This is a genomic window from Natrialba sp. PRR66, assembly GCF_034808065.1.
Taxonomy (GTDB): domain Archaea; phylum Halobacteriota; class Halobacteria; order Halobacteriales; family Natrialbaceae; genus Natrialba; species Natrialba aegyptia.
Genome location: NZ_JAXHGN010000002.1, coordinates 196,320 through 213,500 on the forward strand (window position 1 = coordinate 196,320; position 17,181 = coordinate 213,500).

Annotated in this window: 20 protein-coding genes; 11 read left to right on the plus strand and 9 right to left on the minus strand. The window is 63.4% G+C overall.

What is annotated here, in order from left to right; all coding sequences use genetic code 11:
* Positions 1-6 precede the first annotated feature (6 nt).
* Complete coding sequence (locus SM755_RS07075; RefSeq protein WP_323172050.1) at positions 7-1,299, plus strand: M24 family metallopeptidase; 1,293 nt, start codon at positions 7-9, stop codon at positions 1,297-1,299.
* Between the two features lie 46 nt (positions 1,300-1,345).
* On the opposite strand, the gene SM755_RS07080 is transcribed toward SM755_RS07075, so the two are convergent.
* A complete protein-coding gene (locus tag SM755_RS07080; protein WP_323172051.1) occupies positions 1,346-1,630 on the minus strand; it encodes a hypothetical protein in 285 nt (94 codons plus the stop codon).
* Positions 1,631-1,742: 112 nt separating this feature from the next.
* On the opposite strand from SM755_RS07080, the gene SM755_RS07085 reads away from it, so the two are divergent.
* On the plus strand, positions 1,743-2,408 hold the full coding sequence (locus SM755_RS07085; protein WP_323172052.1) for a riboflavin synthase: 666 nt from the start codon (positions 1,743-1,745) through the stop codon (positions 2,406-2,408).
* 54 nt (positions 2,409-2,462) lie between these two features.
* On the opposite strand, the gene SM755_RS07090 is transcribed toward SM755_RS07085, so the two are convergent.
* Together SM755_RS07090 and SM755_RS07095 are read right to left on the minus strand one after the other, a co-directional pair.
* Complete coding sequence (locus SM755_RS07090) at positions 2,463-3,014, minus strand: HD domain-containing protein (RefSeq protein WP_323172053.1); 552 nt, start codon at positions 3,012-3,014, stop codon at positions 2,463-2,465.
* A gap of 58 nt (positions 3,015-3,072) precedes the next feature.
* On the minus strand, positions 3,073-4,098 hold the full coding sequence (locus SM755_RS07095) for a PrsW family intramembrane metalloprotease (RefSeq protein WP_323172054.1): 1,026 nt from the start codon (positions 4,096-4,098) through the stop codon (positions 3,073-3,075).
* Positions 4,099-4,206: 108 nt separating this feature from the next.
* Here SM755_RS07095 and SM755_RS07100 point away from each other — a divergent pair, with 108 nt between their 5' ends.
* From SM755_RS07100 to SM755_RS07110, 3 genes are all read left to right on the plus strand, one after another.
* Entirely contained in the window at positions 4,207-4,392 is a 186-nt protein-coding gene (locus SM755_RS07100) for a hypothetical protein (protein ID WP_323172055.1), read from the plus strand.
* A 101-nt stretch (positions 4,393-4,493) separates the two neighbouring features.
* Positions 4,494-4,877, plus strand: a complete 384-nt coding sequence (locus SM755_RS07105) for a hypothetical protein (RefSeq protein ID WP_323172056.1) — start codon at positions 4,494-4,496, stop codon at positions 4,875-4,877.
* An 88-nt stretch (positions 4,878-4,965) separates the two neighbouring features.
* Positions 4,966-6,432 carry a DUF402 domain-containing protein gene (locus SM755_RS07110; protein WP_323172057.1) on the plus strand — a complete coding sequence of 489 codons (1,467 nt, stop codon included), beginning with the start codon at positions 4,966-4,968 and terminating at the stop codon, positions 6,430-6,432.
* Between the two features lie 37 nt (positions 6,433-6,469).
* On the opposite strand, the gene SM755_RS07115 is transcribed toward SM755_RS07110, so the two are convergent.
* The 3 genes from SM755_RS07115 to SM755_RS07125 all read right to left on the minus strand — a co-directional run bounded on the left by SM755_RS07115 (position 6,470) and on the right by SM755_RS07125 (position 9,315).
* The gene (locus tag SM755_RS07115; RefSeq protein ID WP_323172058.1) at positions 6,470-6,940 is read right to left on the minus strand and encodes an NUDIX domain-containing protein; all 471 of its coding nucleotides are present in this window, start codon (positions 6,938-6,940) and stop codon (positions 6,470-6,472) included.
* A gap of 153 nt (positions 6,941-7,093) precedes the next feature.
* Positions 7,094-8,080 (minus strand): bile acid:sodium symporter family protein, encoded by a 987-nt coding sequence (locus tag SM755_RS07120; RefSeq protein ID WP_006665694.1) that lies wholly within the window; start codon positions 8,078-8,080, stop codon positions 7,094-7,096.
* Positions 8,081-8,220: 140 nt separating this feature from the next.
* Entirely contained in the window at positions 8,221-9,315 is a 1,095-nt protein-coding gene (locus tag SM755_RS07125) for an aldo/keto reductase (RefSeq protein WP_323172059.1), read from the minus strand.
* Positions 9,316-9,508: 193 nt separating this feature from the next.
* Between SM755_RS07125 and SM755_RS07130 the strand changes: the two genes are divergently transcribed.
* The 3 genes from SM755_RS07130 (at position 9,509) to SM755_RS07140 (ending at position 11,193) form a co-directional block, all read left to right on the plus strand.
* On the plus strand, positions 9,509-9,718 hold the full coding sequence (locus tag SM755_RS07130; protein WP_323172060.1) for a hypothetical protein: 210 nt from the start codon (positions 9,509-9,511) through the stop codon (positions 9,716-9,718).
* Between the two features lie 133 nt (positions 9,719-9,851).
* Entirely contained in the window at positions 9,852-10,751 is a 900-nt protein-coding gene (locus SM755_RS07135) for an acyltransferase (RefSeq protein WP_006665697.1), read from the plus strand.
* 100 nt (positions 10,752-10,851) lie between these two features.
* Positions 10,852-11,193, plus strand: a complete 342-nt coding sequence (locus tag SM755_RS07140; protein ID WP_323172061.1) for a hypothetical protein — start codon at positions 10,852-10,854, stop codon at positions 11,191-11,193.
* A gap of 107 nt (positions 11,194-11,300) precedes the next feature.
* On the opposite strand, the gene SM755_RS07145 is transcribed toward SM755_RS07140, so the two are convergent.
* Positions 11,301-12,206, minus strand: coding sequence for a hypothetical protein (locus tag SM755_RS07145; protein WP_323172062.1), 906 nt, complete (start codon positions 12,204-12,206; stop codon positions 11,301-11,303).
* Between the two features lie 325 nt (positions 12,207-12,531).
* Between SM755_RS07145 and SM755_RS07150 the strand changes: the two genes are divergently transcribed.
* Positions 12,532-12,783, plus strand: coding sequence for a hypothetical protein (locus tag SM755_RS07150; protein ID WP_006665699.1), 252 nt, complete (start codon positions 12,532-12,534; stop codon positions 12,781-12,783).
* Positions 12,784-12,824: 41 nt separating this feature from the next.
* Here SM755_RS07150 and SM755_RS07155 read toward each other — a convergent pair whose 3' ends face one another.
* Together SM755_RS07155 and prf1 are read right to left on the minus strand one after the other, a co-directional pair.
* Positions 12,825-13,613 (minus strand): transcriptional regulator, encoded by a 789-nt coding sequence (locus SM755_RS07155; protein ID WP_323172063.1) that lies wholly within the window; start codon positions 13,611-13,613, stop codon positions 12,825-12,827.
* A gap of 188 nt (positions 13,614-13,801) precedes the next feature.
* Complete coding sequence (prf1, locus tag SM755_RS07160; RefSeq protein WP_323172064.1) at positions 13,802-15,061, minus strand: peptide chain release factor aRF-1; 1,260 nt, start codon at positions 15,059-15,061, stop codon at positions 13,802-13,804.
* A gap of 235 nt (positions 15,062-15,296) precedes the next feature.
* Here prf1 and SM755_RS07165 point away from each other — a divergent pair, with 235 nt between their 5' ends.
* Both SM755_RS07165 and SM755_RS07170 read left to right on the plus strand, forming a co-directional pair.
* The gene (locus SM755_RS07165; RefSeq protein WP_323172065.1) at positions 15,297-16,196 is read left to right on the plus strand and encodes a MinD/ParA family protein; all 900 of its coding nucleotides are present in this window, start codon (positions 15,297-15,299) and stop codon (positions 16,194-16,196) included.
* Between the two features lie 339 nt (positions 16,197-16,535).
* On the plus strand, positions 16,536-17,057 hold the full coding sequence (locus SM755_RS07170) for a hypothetical protein (protein WP_323172066.1): 522 nt from the start codon (positions 16,536-16,538) through the stop codon (positions 17,055-17,057).
* Positions 17,058-17,181 lie beyond the last annotated feature (124 nt).

Genomic DNA, 17,181 nt, shown 5'->3' on the forward strand with positions numbered 1-17,181 from the left:
CACACCGTGACCGTGGACGAATTCGATCCGAACGACGGGAGCGGGGCACTCCTCAGCGACGCCGTCGAGCGCCGCGAGGCCGCGGCGTTCGTCCACGTCGGAGCACTTCGAGAACCGGCGATTCGCTACTGTGTGGCGCACAGTGGAGTCGGCGTTAAAGCCGAGCCCGAGTTCGTCTCGGACTCGAAATCACAATCGAAACCGAGACTCCAGTCACCGTCCGCCCCGGAACCGTCGACGCTCGTTGCAGTCGCCTTCGTTCGGCCGGCAGAGAGCGGGTCCGCCGCCGAATCGGCCGACCGGTGGCTCGTCCGCACTCGGGCACCGACCGACGACTCGTCGCCACATCCCGCTTCCGAACTCGCCACGACGCTGGCGGAGCGCCTCGGCTCTGCGACGGTGCTGACGCCACCCTCGATTCCACACGATGCCGCGCTCTACCTCGAGAACGCCGGGCTCGCACTCGCCTCAACGGCGGCTCTCGAGCACGCCCGTGCGAAGAAGACATCGGCCGACCGCCAGGAAATTGCGGCCGCGCAGGCTGCCGCAAGCGCCGGCATCCGCCGAGCAGCAACCCTGCTCGCGGCGGCGACGGTACGCGACGGTGAACTCGTCGCCGACGACAGCCCACTGACCGCCAATCGGCTTCGAACGGCGGTCGACGAGGCCATCGTCGCAGCGGGCGCGTTCCCCGCCGGCAATACGGTCGTCTCTCTCGAACGGGATCACACGTCCACAACTGCCACGGACGGTGAAACCGCGTTTACCTCCGACGACCTCATCGTCATCGAGGCCGCACCCCGCGGCCCGTCCGGGTACCACGGTGGGCTCGTCCGCACGTTCGTCGTCGACAGCGACGGGGGCCGCGAGCGCAGGGCACACGTCGGCGTCACGCAGTCGTTTCGCTCGGCGCGAGCCATGCTGACCGCAGCTACCGAACCTGTCGGTGCTGTCGAAGCCGATCTCGAGGCCGAGGTCCGCGCGTTCGGCTTCGAAGAGGCCGACGCGGTCACGACCCGCGTCTCCGGCGTCGGGCTCGAACCGACCGAGTTCCCGCGAGCCGTCGGCGACGATATCGAACCCGGCCACGTCGTCCGGCTCGAATCGGCGGTTCACGTCGCGGACGGAGCCTGGCTCCGGATCGCGGATCTACTCGCGGTCGGTGAGGTATCCGAGGTGGCTGACGATGCCGACGAACACGGCGAATACAGCGAACACAGCGAATCCACCCCCACCGACTGGCTCGCCGCACCGTCACGATCGCTCGATCCGAACGCCGTTCGAGAACCGAACTCGTAAGCACTCGGCGGGTCGATCGATCCGGAATCGGCAACGAACCGTCCGACTAGCGCCCGTTCGCGGTATCAGTCGTCTCCGTTTCGCTCTCATCGTCTGTCGACTCCGGATCTGTAACAACCGATCCGACGACGCGGCTGGCAACGAGTTCAGGAATGTCTGACGGCATCGTTATCCATCGTTCGACGACCACGAGTCCGGCGGCCAACCCGAGCAAGATCACGCCCGTAGTCGGGTCGCCGCGGACGAGGGCGAACTCGAGTCCGGCGAGTGCGGCGGGAATCGCCAGGACGAGGACGCCCGCGAGCTTGATCGTATCGAGAATGCCGGCCATTGCGCCGAACTACGGTGGGTGTCATCAAAAGGTCGACGACTGCGCCCTATCACAGAAGTGGGATGGATGACGCTATCGGAACGGATTTAGGAGTCGACTGGTACCTTCGAGTATGTTCACGGGAATCGTCGAAGAGACCGGGACGATCGTCGGACGGGAGCAAACTGCCGACGGGCTCCGGCTTCGGATCGCCGCCGACGAGGTCGCTACCGGCCTCGAACACGGACAGAGTATCAGCGTCAGTGGCGTCTGTCTCACGGTCGAACGCTACGAGGCGGGCGCGTGGTTCGAGGTCTTTCTCGCGACCGAGACCGTCGATCGATCCTATCTCGGTGAACTCGCGGAGGGTGACGCGGTTAATCTGGAGCGAGCGATGCCGGCGGACGGGCGGTTCGACGGCCACGTCGTGCAGGGTCACGTCGATGCGGTCGCGACGATTTCGGAGATCGAATCAGTAGCGGAAAGCGAAGCACCACGCGCTTCGGACGAACCGACCGCTGACGACCCGGGCGGTGACTGGTTCTTCGAGTTCGAACTTCCCGAGGGCTACGGCCGGTACGTCGTCGAGAAGGGATCGATCACGCTCGACGGAATCAGCCTGACCGTCGCCGACTTGGAGCGCGACGAGGACGGCCGTGCGCGGGTGACGGTCGCGATCATTCCGACGACCTACGAGTTCACGACGCTGTCGGAGAAGGCGGTCGGCGACCCGGTACACCTGGAGGTCGATGTGCTCGCGAAGTACGTCGAGCGGTTGCTCGAGTCGCGATTCGAGTGACGTTGCTGGCGTGTGGTGATGCGGTGGCGGGTTGCGTCGCGCCGGTCTGTTCTCTCAGACGGTTCGGAGGTCGTCAGTCGCTCGAGAGCGGATGGCGGCCGCCGCGACCTCGTCGGCCCGCCTGACGAGCTCGGCTTCGATCGTCGCCGGTTCGACCGCGGTTCGACTCGTGTGCGCGAGGACGATGTGGGCGAGTTCGATCGGCAAGTCCGCCCGAGTGACGACGTGGACGCCGTAGTAGGGGTGTCCGAGGAGGCCGTAGACGGCCGTCTCGTCCATGCCGTTGAACTCGGCGAGTTTGCTCACGTCGTGGACGAGTGCGCCCGCGATGACCGTATCCAGCGAGAGGGGAAGTGCTCGCCGCTCCAGGAGGGTCTCTGCGAGCGCGACGGCGCAGGCGGTCACGTCTCGCACGTGGTCGACCAGGAACTCGTTCCGGAGACCCAGTTCGCGCTGTGTCGGTGGCAGCCAGGGGATTGTGGTGAGGTCGTCGATCTCGTTTTCCGCGATAGCTGTCGTCCAGGCATCGACGACCCGGGCCCGCAGGTCGTCGTCTTCGATAGTATCGAGTTCGGGGAATGCCGTCCGGACCGTGTCTTCGCTCATGCGCGAGTCATCGGGCCGCGGTGTAAAAGAACGGTTGTCGCGTCGAGGGGCGGCGGGACTATCGCTGTGGTGGCTCGAACTCGGTCAGTTCGGACCGCGGCGCAGGTGCCATGTCGTCCCTGACGTCCCGATAGTGCCGGCGGTAGCGGGAGAGTTTCCGGTAGAGGAAGTAGCCGGCACCGAGGTTGTACGCGATGACGTAGCCGAGAAACGCCAGGCCGAAGCCGACGGGGAGGACGGCGGCGATGAGGTCGGGCACGATGCCGACGGTGACGTTGTAGGTGGCGTGGATGAACGCCGCGATAAGGAGACCCTTGACGACGAGTGGCCCGGCGTATTTGGGGTTGAATTTCGCGAGACCGAGGTAGTAGCCGGCGATGGCGGAGTAGATGACGTGTCCGGGACCGACGAGTGCGCGGAGGGCCGTGATGCTGGTCGCCGCGGCGGTCGGGCCGAGTCCGGTCTGGGGTTGGGCCTGAATTTCGGCGACCGTGCTGGCGATGTAGGTCGCGTTTTCGATCGCCGCGAAGCCGAGACCGGCGACCGCGCCGTAGACCGCGCCGACGATGACGGCGTCGAAGGTGTCCCGGCGATAGGCGAAGACGCGGACGGCGAGGAGTTTGACGGTTTCTTCGACCGGACCGACGATCAGGTAGAAAAAGAGGATCGTTCCGATTCCCGGAATCGCCCGGACCCAAAGCCCGACGGTCGAGTTCACGAGAGCGGCGAACGCGGTAAAGAGGACGGCGAGGACGAACGTGGCGACAAGGACGCCGAGCGGTTCGTTGGTCGTGATATCCGAGTACCAGATGAACGCCGCGAGGATGGCTGCGGGGATGATCGAGAGGCCGAAGAAGACGGCTATCGACGGGTCTTCGCTGACGAGAACGGCCGGTTGGACGAGGACGAACAGGGTGATCGCAGTGGCGACGATGAGGACGATCGCGCGGAGGCCGTAGTTAAGCCCGTTGTAGACCGAGTAAGCGAGCCGGTCGGTGACTGACCGCGGCTCCCACGTCGAGATATCGTACAGATCCTCCGACTCGTCGGCTGCTCGTTCGACTGGGTCACGCCTCCGTTGCATGAACGGGGATACAACGGCCGGTCCGGTAAGCGTTCGGCGTCAGAGATCCTAGTATGATATTGAGTCTCATGTTCGTATAAGGGCGATGTTTATGCTGGTTCATCGGCCATGACCGATACCATGTACAATGCACGCCGCGGCATCCACTACACTGCCCCGCCGGATCCGGACGGGGAACGCGATGACGACGACACGACAGCCACCGTCGGTCGCGAGCGGACGGACCCTGCCACTGCCGATCGGTCTCGGTCGGACACCGCCGACACGCCGGAGTCGGCTCCTGCCGACGACTGACGATCGACAGCTACTGCCCGCCGACTGAGTGAAACCTTCAGTAGTCTGTCACACGAGACGGACTCGGAATCCACAAAGGCCTGCCGTCCGAACGGGCCGGTATGCACTTCGACCAGCGAACGCAGCAGGCACTGCGGGCAGTCGGTCTCGACACCGACGACCTCCGGGCGGCGTCCGACGCCGTCGTCGAGGCCGTCGAGGAGGATGCGGGGACACTGGAAGCGTTTTTCGACGAGCACGACACCGTCTACTCCGACATAGACATGGCTCACTCGGCCTCTGACTACCCCGAACATACGGTCGAGTTCATCGACATCACGACGCATGCAGCCGAGATGCGCGGCTGGCTCCGGTTCGATACGTGGGGCGTCTACGTCGAGGATGGGCGTGTACTCGACGCGGAGAGCGAGTACGTCGAGTTGACGCTCGGGCCGACGATCAACGACCGCGTTCGGTTCGCGGCGGACCGCGAGACGCTGCGGTGATCGTCGTGATCGCAACTGTGCCATCCACCGCTACCACGACTGCGGTTGCCCGTATTGTGACCGACGCGACGGCGGGGGCTCGCCTTCGATGACCGAGACGGCGGTTCGCGTTCGCGGCATCTACACCACGGCAGTAACGCATCTGCTCGAGGACGCGGGTGGAAACGACTCCGAGAACGAGTGCAGGGTCGTCCAGGCATCCGAGCCGATCCGCGAGCGCTTCGCACAGTCGTTCGACGCCGCGCCGGCGGACGTGGCGATCGAGACGACTCGAGACAGACAGGGGCTGTCGGTGTCGGGCGACGGCGATGCCGTCGACCCCGTTGCTGACACGCTCACAGTCGGGATCGATACCTTCCGGTGGACTGCGACCGTTCCCCGCGGCGCTGTCTTCGACGCCGAAGTGATCGACGCCGCTGGCGGCAGCGGTGCCGTCGTCGACCTCGGCGACGGTCGCCGCGGCTACCTGAATTACGACGACGTCGATGGCTACGTCGACACCGGAAACCGATACCGGGTGCAGGTCACGGAACCCGCTCCGCCGTGGGCCGACGACGAGCCGCGGGTCACCCCGACCCTCGCCGTTCGCAGCGGCCTCGGAACCATCTCGCGGGATCGAACCGGCGTTTCAGCCGCACTTCGTGGCGAGCGCGCCGACGAACTCGTCGGCATGACCGACCTGCTCTCCGCGGACGTTCCGGACGGCTGGGGACTCCGCTGGCATCACGCCGCCGCCGACGCGGATCTCGAAGCGATGGAAGCCGGCCTCGAACGCCTCGTCGAACGCGCCCGCGCCCTCGAAACTGAACTCGCCGACGCACCGGCCGAACCCGGCGAACCAGGACTGCTCGCCGCCCCTCGAACGACCGCGTGGCTCTGGTTCGGCCGGCAATCCCGGTTCGCCCTGGACGACGCCCGCCGCGCCATCGAAACGACGATGCCGGGCCACCACCGGACCAAGGCCGCCGACAGGGCGGCGAGTTCAGCCGTGGACTTCGCGGAAGCGATCTGTGGCTCGGTCGCGGGTGACTTGGACACAGCCGCGGACGGCGCGTTCCCCTTCGACGCCGTCGCTCGCCAGTTCGGTCCCGTCTCTGGCGACCGGCTCGAAATCGGCCACGGCAAACCCGACGGGAGGCGCATCTCGCTCGGGTACGGCGACGTGACCGACTGGGACCCCGAGGGAAAACTCACGCTCGAGCGCACGATGAGCGGCGGCGGCACCTACGACGCCCTCGGCACGCCGAAGGAAGCGGGCGACACCGCCGTCACGAAGTTCCGCGAGGGCCGCTGGTGGTATCCGACGACCTACACGGCGGCCGACGGCTCGACGAAAGGCACCTACGTCAACGTCTGCACACCGGTCGAACTCTTCCCCGAAACGGTCCGGTACGTCGACCTCTACGTCGACGTGATCCGTACCCCTGACGGCACCGTTGACATCGTCGATGAAGCCGAACTCGAGGCCGCGGTCGACGACGGTCACGTCTCTCCCGAACTCGAAGAGAAGGCCAAAACCGTCGCGGCAGCCGTCAAGCGGGCGCTTTCGACGTAGTGTTTAGCACAGGGCCCATAGCAACGAGCGAGGCGCGTCAATCCGAGGCCGCCGCGAGTTCAGCGTTGCGGTCGCCGGCCCGGTCGGGCAGTGGGAGCAACTCCACGTAATCGTCGAGATCGAGTGCGAACTCGCGGGCGGTCGACGGGTGAATCCAGTAGAGTTCGAACTCGGCGCCGTGTTCGTCACCGCCGTCGGTGACGGTGTGGGTCCATCGATCGCGCGGTTCGTAGACGGTTGCATGGAAGAAGTGGCGGACGTACCACTTCGGCGGGGAGTGTCGTCGAGTCCAGACATCGGTCGAGAGGTGTCGGGTTGCGTTGAGCGTTCCGAGGCCGCTCTCCTCGATAACTTCCCTGAACAGTGCTTCTCGTGGGGTTTCACCCGGTTCGAGTGTCCCTTTCGGGATCTGAAGGCCGTCGTGTTCCGGTCCCTCGAACACCAATAACTCGCCGGATCCGCGAGTAATGTAGGCGCACGCCTTCTGTACGTACGTGGGGTCTGCCATGCTACCGCGTCTCACAACGCCCGGCGTGAAAAGCATATCTCTAAGGGGATTAAGTGAGGTTAAGGAAATTCGCGCATAGGGTTGTGGAGGATCCCTAGTACTGGTCCCATAATTGGGTGCATGTGCTATTTTTTGGAATTCATTGCCACAGTATCAATCCGCTGTTGACGCTCCATCAGCTGTCGGAACTGACGTTCCATCAGTACGCGCGAACGCCGTTGCCAGTGCCGGACCGGTGACGTTGTGCCAGACGCTGAACAGCGCCGGAATGAGGGCGGTAACGGGATCGAAAAACGCCACGGCCAGCGCGACTGCCAGGCCGCTGTTTTGCAGCCCGACCTCGAACGCGCAGGTCCGCGCTCGCTCCTCGCTCATTCCGGTCAGATGTCCGACGCCGTAACCGGCCCCGAGGCCGAGTGCGTTGTGGACGATGACGGCGAGGAAGACGACGGCGCTCGCGCTGTAGATCTCATCGACGTTGAGACCGACGATTGCCGCGACGATGAGGACGATCGTCAGCACGCTGATCGCCGGGAAGATAGAGAGCCCTGCCTTCGCTACCGTCGGCGCATACCTATCAAGAAGCACTCGGAGGGCCAGTCCGGCGACGACCGGAATCAGGACGATCAGCAGGATCTCTTCGGCCATCGCGCTGAAGGTGACCGTGATCTCTTCGCCTGCGAGCACCACGATCCACGCCGGCATGACGAGCGGAGCGGCGAGCGTCGTCACCGACGTGATCGTCACCGAGAGGGCAACGTCGCCCCGACCGAGGTAGGTCATCACGTTCGAGGCCGTCCCACCCGGTGCGGCCCCGAGCAGGAGGAGTCCGATGCCGAGTTCCCACGGGAGATCGAGGAGCGTAACGAGCAGATACGCGAACACCGGCATGCAGACCCACTGGGTCAGTGCACCGATAAGAACGTCCCGTGGTCGATCGAGGATTCGCCGGAAGTCCGCCGGCGTCAGCGTGAGCCCCATCCCGAGCATGATGACGCCGAGGAACAGGGCGATGTGGTCACCGAGCGGCGTGACCGTCGCCGGCGAGTACAGCGCAACGGCCGACCCGAGCAGGATCCAGACGACGAAGTACGTGCTCGTGAACTCGCCGATACGCTCTCCCAGTCGCAGCACGTTCATCGGATCGACCTCGCCTCGATAGTCACAACCACCCATGGATGTGCGCGTGACGATAAATGAATCGATACCAAGCCGGAATCCCAGCAAAATCCAAGCGCTGGCCGGTCAAACCAGTACGCAGCCACAACCGCTATCGCACGTCAGTCAGCCGCAAGCTTGTCCAGTCCGGCCGACTCGATGTCAGCACCGTCGACCGATGTACGGAGGGAGTCCATCCCGTCGTCGCGGTCGATTCCGAAGTCGTTCTCGTAGAGTTCAGCGACGCGGTCCAGTTCCTCGGCGGTGAGTTTCGGAACGTCACTCGCCGCCGCCCATTCGTCGATATCATCGGTCGTCCGGAACGTCGGCGTGACGGTCGCAACGGCGTCGTGTGAGAGGAGCCACGCGATCGATGCCTGGCCCATCGTCCGCTCGCGGTCGCTTCCGTCGCTCGCTTCGCTCGCGGAGTGGGGCTCCGCGCGTTCGAGGAAGCGCAGTTTCTCGAGTTTCTCCCAGCCGGTTTCGTACCACTCGTCGGGACGGAAGCCGCGGTGATCGCCCTCGCCGAGTTCGGTTTCGGGCGTGACCTGCTCGTTGAGGATGCCGGAGGAGTGTGGGACTCGCGGGATGAGACTCGTCTGGGAGCCGGTACGCTCGACCGTCTCGAGGAAGTGAGTGCCGACCTCCTGTTCGAGCACGTTCCACACCAACTGGACGGAGTCGAACTCGTTTTCGATGGCGAAGTCACCCTCGGCGAGCCAGCCGATCGAGGGGCCAAGCGCCAGTCCCGTGGCGTCGATCTTCCCCTCTTCTTCGAGTTCGTCGAGCAGTTCGAGCACGTCGGGCGTGATCTCGTCGACGTTGGCGTTGTGGAGTTGGAGGACGTCGATCGAGTTCAGTCCGAGGCGGTCGAGGCTCTGCTCGACGGCGTCTCGGAGGTACTCGGGAGTCATCTGCTTGGGAATCTCGCCGTGTCCGGCCTGGGGATTGTTGTAGAAGTCGTAGCCGACTTTGGTCGCGATCGTCACGTCGTCGCGGACGTCGGACAGCGCCTGCCCGACCAGTTCCTCGCTGCGGCCGTGGCCGTAGACGTCGCCCGTATCGAAGTAGGTGATGCCCTGATCGACGGCGTACCGGAGCATCTCGATAGCCTCCTCCTCGGAGCGGTCGCCCCACCAGTCGGTGCCGACGGTCCACGCGCCGAACCCGACTTCGCTCACCTCGACACCGGAGTTACCGAGTTCACTGTGCTGCATGTTCGGGCCTTCGTAGCGAGGAACCTTATGGGGTACGGAACGGGCGAGTGCGGACTCCGAACTCGTTCGGGGTTGCTGCCGTGCTGGTGGGTTCTGGGGTGACTCGGCGTGACGGCGAACAACTGATCGAACCGTCTGCGCTATCTGAGCGATGAGTCGAATCGCTCTTGTATCGTCACTGAGACGTTTGCGTATGGTCGGTATCTGTCGGACGACAACCGGGCGATGGCTGCTCGGCGTCGTCCTCGCCGTCGTCGTGCTCCTGCCGCTTGCGCTGACCCAGTTCGAGATCAGTCCGCATCGAGTCACGCTGGGAACGGTCGTCGTCACAGCGTTGCTGCTGATCGGGACGATCTCGCTCCCGGCGCTACTGTTTGCGGAGTGGCACGGTACCGACGAGTAGTCGCGTTTCGTGGAACCGAACCGGCGATCTCCGAGATACGATATCCAATGGAAAGTACCAGTAGCGAAGCAGTCTCGGCAGATTCGGCGGCACAACCGAACCCCTATCAACTCCGCGGACAATATCCCGGTGTATGACAAAGCGGTACGTCTCGCTCCCCGACGAGGCGGAGGCGGGCATGCGCGAGTTCATCGACGAGGTCGACCGACGGCTTGCAAGCGACGAGAGCACGTGTTCGGTCGTCGAGGACGTACTGATCGATCTGTCCGGTGATCGCGAGGCCTACGATCGCTGGCAAGCAGGCGAATCGGTTTCGGCGGCAGAACGGGTTCGACTCCAGAGTTACGATCCCTGTAACACGACCCTGGAGAGCGAGTACTACGCCGAGAAAGACGAAGACCTGTTTCGGCGGTCGAAGCACCTCCAGTGGCTCTGGCGGCAGTTTGATAGCCTGCCGATCGCGGACAACGTCGAGTTCGCGCTGCGGTTTCGACGGATGCTCGCGGACCACCTCTTCGAAGAGTGTGGGGAGAACTGCCGGTTCTTCAAGGGTATCTCGTTTACCTACGGCCACAACATCACCATCGGCGACAATACGATCGTTCACGACGACGTCCATCTGGACGACCGCGGGAAGTTGACCATCGGCGACCGCGTCTCGATCTCCGACGGCGTTCACATCTACAGCCACGATCACGATGTCGTCGACCAGACCGAGGTCCGAAACTACCACACGATCGTCGAAGACGACGTGCGTCTCACCTATGACTCGATGGTCCGTGCCGGCAACAAAGTCGGTGAAAACGCCATCGTCGGCGCACGTGGCGTCGTCCAACACGACGTGCCCGCCCACCACATCGCCGTTGGCATGCCCGCGACGAGCGTCAAAATCAAACCCGGTTGGGAGTCGACCGCCACCCCCATCGACGAGGCCGGCGTCAACCGTCAGGACGAGCGCCACCTTCCCTACTCGGTCCCCGACGAACTCGAGGTCTTCGACGAGTTCCGCCGCGACCTGCGGCCCCAGAACTGACTCGTGACCGGTACCGAACCGGGACCGTCCGTTCGACAGGACCGTCAGCTACTGGTGAATCGGGGAATATCCAAGTGCCTTGAGAACCTATGTCATAGTGATGGAACGCTGGGGCTGGCTCATCGGATACGTGATCGTGTTTGCCCTTCTCCATCTGCTATTGTACTACGTCTACGTGCGCCGTGCAGACGGTGACGAGGCGAGATCACCCTCGCTCGCCGACCCCAATCGCGGCCCCTCACACGCCTCGCGCCACGCCGATCGGTATCCCGGGAACACTGACGAATCCGGGGATGCCAGTGATGCCGGTGACCCATCGGCTCGCAACACGGATCGCGAACTCGACGGGGAGACGATGCGGTGTCCCCACTGCGGGGCACAGAACGTAGCCGATCAGACGTATACGTACTGCTGGAACTGTGTGACGACGTTACGGCGGTAACGCGTGGACGTTGCGGACACGGACTGTCGTCGAGATGCCGGACTCGGTTAGAGATGAGCGTGATTACGGTCAGAAGCGAGCGTGATTACGGTCAGAAGCGAGCGTGATTACGGTGATGTCGTTGACGAGTCGGTGTGGTCGCTCGTCCCGGTAGTCGCCGTCTCGCCGGCCGAGAGCGCAGTAGCCACCGTTTCGAGGTGGTCGATACCGACGATAGCGAGGACAGTGCCGTCGTTCTCCGCGCGGATTTCCGTCAGTCGGTCGATCATACAGCGCTCGCGGGTCTCGTCTCGGTAGGCGAGCGCGCTATCGTCCGTCTGGACGCTTCCGAGGAGTGCCTGGACGCTCGCGACGTGAGCGCGCTCGTGAGCAGCCTGCGCTTCCGGTGGGTCATCGAAGTCGCAGTCGTACTCGATCGGGTCGCCTCGCGTGATCGTCATCGAGGTGGCGTGTGTCAGCGTTGCTGCGACGCGACAGCGCAGTGCATCTCGCGTCGCCCCGCCGAGGCTCGAAAGGAGGCGACGCGCCGTTCCAGCCGAGACGCGGTCAGCGACGAGACGCGTCACGAGTCGCCGCAAGAACGACCAGTTCGGGGCGTCGATTCCGACGAGTTCAGCGTCGGTGGCGGAGATTGCGGCGCTCATTTCGCCGCCGTGTGCTGGTGGGGTGTACGTCGGGTGCGTCGTATGCGGCGTGTCGGTCGAGCGATCGGGGTCGGTATCCGTCGCGGGCGAGGTATGCGTCGCGGACGTACTCGAGTCGCCCGAGTCGCTCGAGTCGCCGTCGCGGGCGTAGACGCGGTACAGCGGGAGGGCTGCCGGTGGAAGTTCGAGTGCGAGCACGGCGGGATCGACCGCGTCGGCAACGCGCATGACGCGGTTGATACTCGCGGGGTGGTCGTGAACGACGCCGAGGAGGTAGCAGTCGCCGGCCGGCCCGGAGATGCGCTGGCAGAATCGCCCGGTGATCCGCGGGTCGTCGACCGATTCGGGGCGAAACGGGGACTCGTCCATCGATCGAATAGTAATACGGGACTAGCGTCATAACGCTTCCGTTGTGTTCACACCGACGATAGAAGGACCTGGTTACCGTTGCAACCGAACGATTCGCTCGATGGCAAGCGAGCGTAGGAGGTGGGTACATGCCGACCCTTGTCCAGTAACTACACCTTACTGTCGCGTTGCAGTATAACGGTTCAGTGGGCCAGCATGACGGTTTGTGCGATTTATTGTCCTCGTTTTCCTCCGTGGTGATGGGCTGCGAACGCCGGGGCGACAGTGCGCTAGCACTTGCCGTATAGCTACTGACACCCAACCCGGCACTCCACTGCTCACTGCTATGACTCAGGACGCTCACACGCTCACGGCCGCCGACAAGGGAAAACGTGTGTTGAATATCGACGGGACGGAAGTCGGTCGGATCGTCGCCGTCGAGGACGGGCGCGGCTACGTCGATCCCGAACCAACGATCACGAAAACGATCAAGTCGAAACTCGGCTGGGGCGATATAACCGAGAGCGCCCACCCGCTTGACGAGGGAAGCATCGAGGAGATCACCGACGACGCCGTTCGACTTCGCGGGACGCTGTAAGCGTGTGCTGTCGACTACTGACCGCCATCAGTCGGCCGCCGTTACTCCGGCGGTGACACCGATCTCGCAGCCGAACGCACCTCCCGAAAGACGGACTCCCCCCACTCGAACGCCGCCCGCGTATCGTTGCTGATCACCCCCTGTATCTCCGTCCGTTCGTTCAACACGAAGACGAACACGTACTGCGCATCCGATTGCTCGATAAGCGTCAATTCGTACGGTATCGACTCGATCGCGTACATGTCGAACGCCCCCTCCGTCGCAGAACTGCGCACCTGCTCTGGATACTCCGCGAAAAGAAACTCCGCGAGATCCTCGGTGAAAATCGCCTCAACAGTGAGGTCCTCTTCGACAGTTCGCTCGTACAAGCGCATCCGCGTCGCCGGAATCCGCTCCGCCGCAGCAAACCCTCGAACCCGAGTCGCCGTCTCGAAGCGCGAAACGAGTTCCTGAAGCGGTTCGATCGGCGCATGTGGCTTCACCTCGTACGTCCGTGCATCGTCCAACAACGTCGTCGACAGCGGTGCTTCTGCCGGCACGTGTCGCAGTAGACTCCCGCTCTCTTCGATCGCCGTAAACGCCTGCTCCACCCGTCGATACTCCGACAGTGCCAGTCGTCCCCCCGCCGTCAACTGATACCCCACCTCCGTCCGCGCGATGAACTCGAGGGACTCGAGTTCACGAATCGCACGGTCGATCGTTGAACGGGAGCACGCGAGCGCTTCGACGAGGTCGCGTTTGTACTGTGGCTGGTCGGTAAGCGCCGCGAGTAACTCCGTTCGGCGAATGACCGTCCGAACGACATCGTCGGTCGGGTTCGACTGGTGCATCGAAAACGACGTTTGCGTTCTCCCGCTCGGGAGCCAAGAGCGTACTGGCCGTTACGAACGTTGCCAGTGCGACAAACGTGTGCCGGTTCGTCCACAAAGGTTCGTCCACGAGGGTTCGTCTCCGGAGGCGACCGAAGAGACAAACGCAGTCGCAAACGGAAGGACGAGGTGAGGGAGAAAGGAGAGATTTACACGCCGGTCGAGTATCGGAGTATGCCGGCGAAGCCGCCGAACGCGTTGTACAACTGCTCGCCCTTCTCGAAGTCGGTCGAGATGAACTTGGTCTCGGTGCCGCGCTGCTCGGCGATTTCGATAAGGTGGTCGATCGCGTCTTCGCGGTCCTCTTCGGTCGCCTCGATATCGGTTCCGCACTCGCTGCAGGTGTGCTCGGGGGTGGCCTTGCGCCGGTCGATCACCTCGCGGTCGGTGTTACCACACTCCCCGCACTCGTAGGTGATGACGTCCTTTCGCAGATCCTCGCTGATCAGCAGCCGGTCGACCGCCCCCATCATCAGATTCTGCCGGGTCTGGTCGAACCCGTAGGTAGCGAGGTCGCCCGCGTTGAGTTCCTCGAAGAACTCCTCCATCTGCTTTTTGTCCTTCATCACCTCGGCGTCGGCCAGCGCGTCCTCCGCGTTGTCGACGAGGTCGTACAGCCCCGACTCGTCGGTGTAGGCCACGTCGAACTTGCCGATCACGTTGTCCTGGATCTCGTGGTGGAGGTAATCGCCGTCCAAGAACTCGTCTTTCGTCGGTGAGGGTCCGCCGACGAGGATGCCGTCGAGTTCGTGGCGCTTGGGAACGAACAGGTCGTTTGCCATCCCGGCGACTTCCTGATAGAAGTTGTCGATCGCTTCGAGGCGCAGGCGGGCGAATCGCTGGGCTGACTGGCCACCCTTTCGCTGCTTGCCGGGGACGAGCGAGGAGGCGGACTTGACCGGTTCGACGCGCTTGCCGCGCAGCCAGCCGACGTTCGCCTCGCGCCGGTCTAAGACGATCAGGCCGTAGAGACCCTTGTCCGCGAGCATCTCCTCTAGCGGCTCCGTGAGGAAATCAGAGTCGCAGTGATAGCGGAACGACTCGATCGGTTGTGGCGGACTCTCGAGGACGCGAGTGACCATCTCGGTCTGCCCGCCACCGGAGTCGACCGCCCCGGAGAACAAGACGACGCCGTTTTCCGGCGGGAACGTATCGAAGTACCGAAGGCGGTCCTTGATGCTCGTCAGCGCGTCCTGGACGGCCGTTCGAGTCTGCTTGGACTTGATGTTTGCCGCCTCGCTGTGTTCCTGTGTGACGTGCTGAACGACGTCACTGATCTGTCTATCGTCGGGGATATATATCGTGACGAGTTGTGTTCCGGAGCCATCGTAATCCTTGAGATCTTCGATGACCTTCCGGAACTCGTATTTCTTCCGGTCGGATTGCTCCAGTTCTCCCTCCTGGCTCATTGTCCATACAAAGCGGAGCTGCGGGTAAGTATTCTTTGACACGCACCCGGCCGTATGCGGGACAGTATCGGGAGACACGCGCTATACGAGCTGATTCGCTGGCGGGTCGTGATGGGGCGCTGTGAATTCGACGGTGGCCGAGACGGATCGCTGTGAATTCGACGGGAGTCACGGGCGGTCCGCTGTGGTGACGATTTAAGGTGTTCCCGTTCCACTGTCCGGACAGTAATCGAATATGTCTCACGAGACGGTATATTCCATCGCGAGCGGGAAAGGCGGTGTCGGGAAAACGACGACGACGGTTAATCTGGGAACCGCGCTCGCACAGGCGGGCAAGCGCGTCGCCATCGTCGACGTCGACCTCGGCATGGCGAATCTGGCCGGATTCGTCAGCCTCACACCCGACTCGACGACACTCCACGACGTACTGGCCGGCAACGCATCAGTCGAGGACGCAACCTATCGACTGGCGGAGAACATCGTCGCCGTCCCGAGCGGCATCGGCTTGGACGAGTACGCAGAGACTTCTCCGGAGGGCTTGCGCGAAGTCGTCTCCGAACTCCGGTCGACGTACGACTACGTCCTCCTCGATGTCGGCGCTGGCATCAGCCACGAAACCGTTCTCCCGCTCGGGCTCGCAGACGCCGTCGTGCTCGTCTCCACGCCCGAACCCGCCGCTATTCAGGACTCTCGGAAAACAATCGAACTCACCGCCCGCGCCGGCGGCACCGTCGCCGGACTCGTCCTCACTCGCACCCACCCGGGCAGCGACATCTCCCACCCCGACCTCGCCGACCGGCTCGACCTCCAGCTGCTCGAAACCATCCCCGAGGACAGCGCCGCCCGCGAGAGTGTCTACGCCGGCACCCCCCTCGTCGCCTACGAACCGAACGGTCCCGCCGCAACGGCCTACCGACACCTCGCCGCTGAACTCGCCGGCATCGAACTCGACGGCACTGCAGACGATCCCGACGCCGACGACAACACCGACGACAACGACAATACCGACACAACCACCGCTGAAGACGCGGCTGGATCAGAAACCGAGGACGGGAACAGCCCCGAAAGCGCCGACGAGACATCCGCTACCGATGACGTCTCGAGTGCGATCACAGAAGCTGAATCGGACCACTAACGAACGGCCGAAGCACGTCGCTCATCACGCGCCGCTCCCGTCGACACAGCCATCCCGGTGATCTCGGTCGGTAGGCACTGCCTGACCCCCCGAAATCGCACCCAACACCGTCGTTCTGTTGGTTTCGATGACTACAGCCGCGACAGGACTGTTGTCGTTTTACGACTGTGTTTGGAACTGACTGATTCGGTTTCGTGAACGCCGGAATTCGCCCCTGTCCGGACAGATACACGGCTCTATCCATCGATCTCCGAATCCAAATCCCCACACAATCGATTCTTCACTCAGAGAAACGGTACGAGCTAATTACTAATTCTACCCGTTCTCGATGGCTCGTCCATGGAGCGACGAAAGATCCTCCTCGGAAGTGGCGCCGCACTCGCAACCGTACTCGCAGGCTGTTCGAGTAGCGAAACAGACGAACCGAACGACGACGGCAGTTCCGACGACGGCGGTTCCGGAACTGGCGGCAACGGATCGTCGGATTCCGATCCGGACTCGGACTCGAGTTCCGACGATGTCCCCGGCTTCGACAAGGACGGGTTCGATCTCAGCAGCGACAAGCTGTCTGTCATGGAGATCAACCGAAGTGGCGGGACGGTCGACATCCTCGTGAGCACGCAGGTCACCGAGACCGAAGAACTCTACGCGGAAATCGAGAGCGTGGCCGAAGACCTCGTGACCGCGATCGTCGACCCCGAAAGGTTCAAAGACGAGATCGATACCGTCGAGTGGATCCTCGAATACGAGGGCAGTCGAGTTGTCGGGCTGTACGTCGATGTCCAGTGGGTCTTCGACTACCTCGAAGACGAGATTTCGCGCGAAGAACTGGCCGACAAGATCCGCGCGTCGGCGGACTGACCGCGGACACCCGCGCTATTCTGTCGGACGTGCATGTGGGGCGACGAGAGACCTCCCACACCGCAACTCGACTCGGCTCGACCGTGAGCGATGCTGACCGGCGCGGCTGACACGACCGAGTGCG

Excerpts from the sequence above, each read along its gene's own strand:
- prf1 (WP_323172064.1), bottom strand. The coding sequence starts at position 15,061 with ATGAGCCAGGAGGGAGAACTGGAGCAATCCGACCGGAAGAAATACGAG.
- SM755_RS07090 (WP_323172053.1), bottom strand. The coding sequence starts at position 3,014 with ATGAGCGAAGACACGGTCCGGACGGCATTCCCCGAACTCGATACTATC.
- SM755_RS07155 (WP_323172063.1), bottom strand. The coding sequence starts at position 13,613 with ATGCACCAGTCGAACCCGACCGACGATGTCGTTCGGACGGTCATTCGC.
- SM755_RS07110 (WP_323172057.1), top strand. The coding sequence starts at position 4,966 with ATGACCGAGACGGCGGTTCGCGTTCGCGGCATCTACACCACGGCAGTA.
- SM755_RS07125 (WP_323172059.1), bottom strand. The coding sequence starts at position 9,315 with ATGCAGCACAGTGAACTCGGTAACTCCGGTGTCGAGGTGAGCGAAGTC.
- SM755_RS07145 (WP_323172062.1), bottom strand. The coding sequence starts at position 12,206 with ATGGACGAGTCCCCGTTTCGCCCCGAATCGGTCGACGACCCGCGGATC.
- SM755_RS07150 (WP_006665699.1), top strand. The coding sequence starts at position 12,532 with ATGACTCAGGACGCTCACACGCTCACGGCCGCCGACAAGGGAAAACGT.
- SM755_RS07140 (WP_323172061.1), top strand. The coding sequence starts at position 10,852 with ATGGAACGCTGGGGCTGGCTCATCGGATACGTGATCGTGTTTGCCCTT.
- SM755_RS07095 (WP_323172054.1), bottom strand. The coding sequence starts at position 4,098 with ATGCAACGGAGGCGTGACCCAGTCGAACGAGCAGCCGACGAGTCGGAG.
- SM755_RS07115 (WP_323172058.1), bottom strand. The coding sequence starts at position 6,940 with ATGGCAGACCCCACGTACGTACAGAAGGCGTGCGCCTACATTACTCGC.
- SM755_RS07105 (WP_323172056.1), top strand. The coding sequence starts at position 4,494 with ATGCACTTCGACCAGCGAACGCAGCAGGCACTGCGGGCAGTCGGTCTC.
- SM755_RS07120 (WP_006665694.1), bottom strand. The coding sequence starts at position 8,080 with ATGAACGTGCTGCGACTGGGAGAGCGTATCGGCGAGTTCACGAGCACG.
- SM755_RS07100 (WP_323172055.1), top strand. The coding sequence starts at position 4,207 with ATGACCGATACCATGTACAATGCACGCCGCGGCATCCACTACACTGCC.
- SM755_RS07135 (WP_006665697.1), top strand. The coding sequence starts at position 9,852 with ATGACAAAGCGGTACGTCTCGCTCCCCGACGAGGCGGAGGCGGGCATG.
- SM755_RS07080 (WP_323172051.1), bottom strand. The coding sequence starts at position 1,630 with ATGGCCGGCATTCTCGATACGATCAAGCTCGCGGGCGTCCTCGTCCTG.
- SM755_RS07170 (WP_323172066.1), top strand. The coding sequence starts at position 16,536 with ATGGAGCGACGAAAGATCCTCCTCGGAAGTGGCGCCGCACTCGCAACC.
- SM755_RS07130 (WP_323172060.1), top strand. The coding sequence starts at position 9,509 with ATGGTCGGTATCTGTCGGACGACAACCGGGCGATGGCTGCTCGGCGTC.
- SM755_RS07165 (WP_323172065.1), top strand. The coding sequence starts at position 15,297 with ATGTCTCACGAGACGGTATATTCCATCGCGAGCGGGAAAGGCGGTGTC.
- SM755_RS07085 (WP_323172052.1), top strand. The coding sequence starts at position 1,743 with ATGTTCACGGGAATCGTCGAAGAGACCGGGACGATCGTCGGACGGGAG.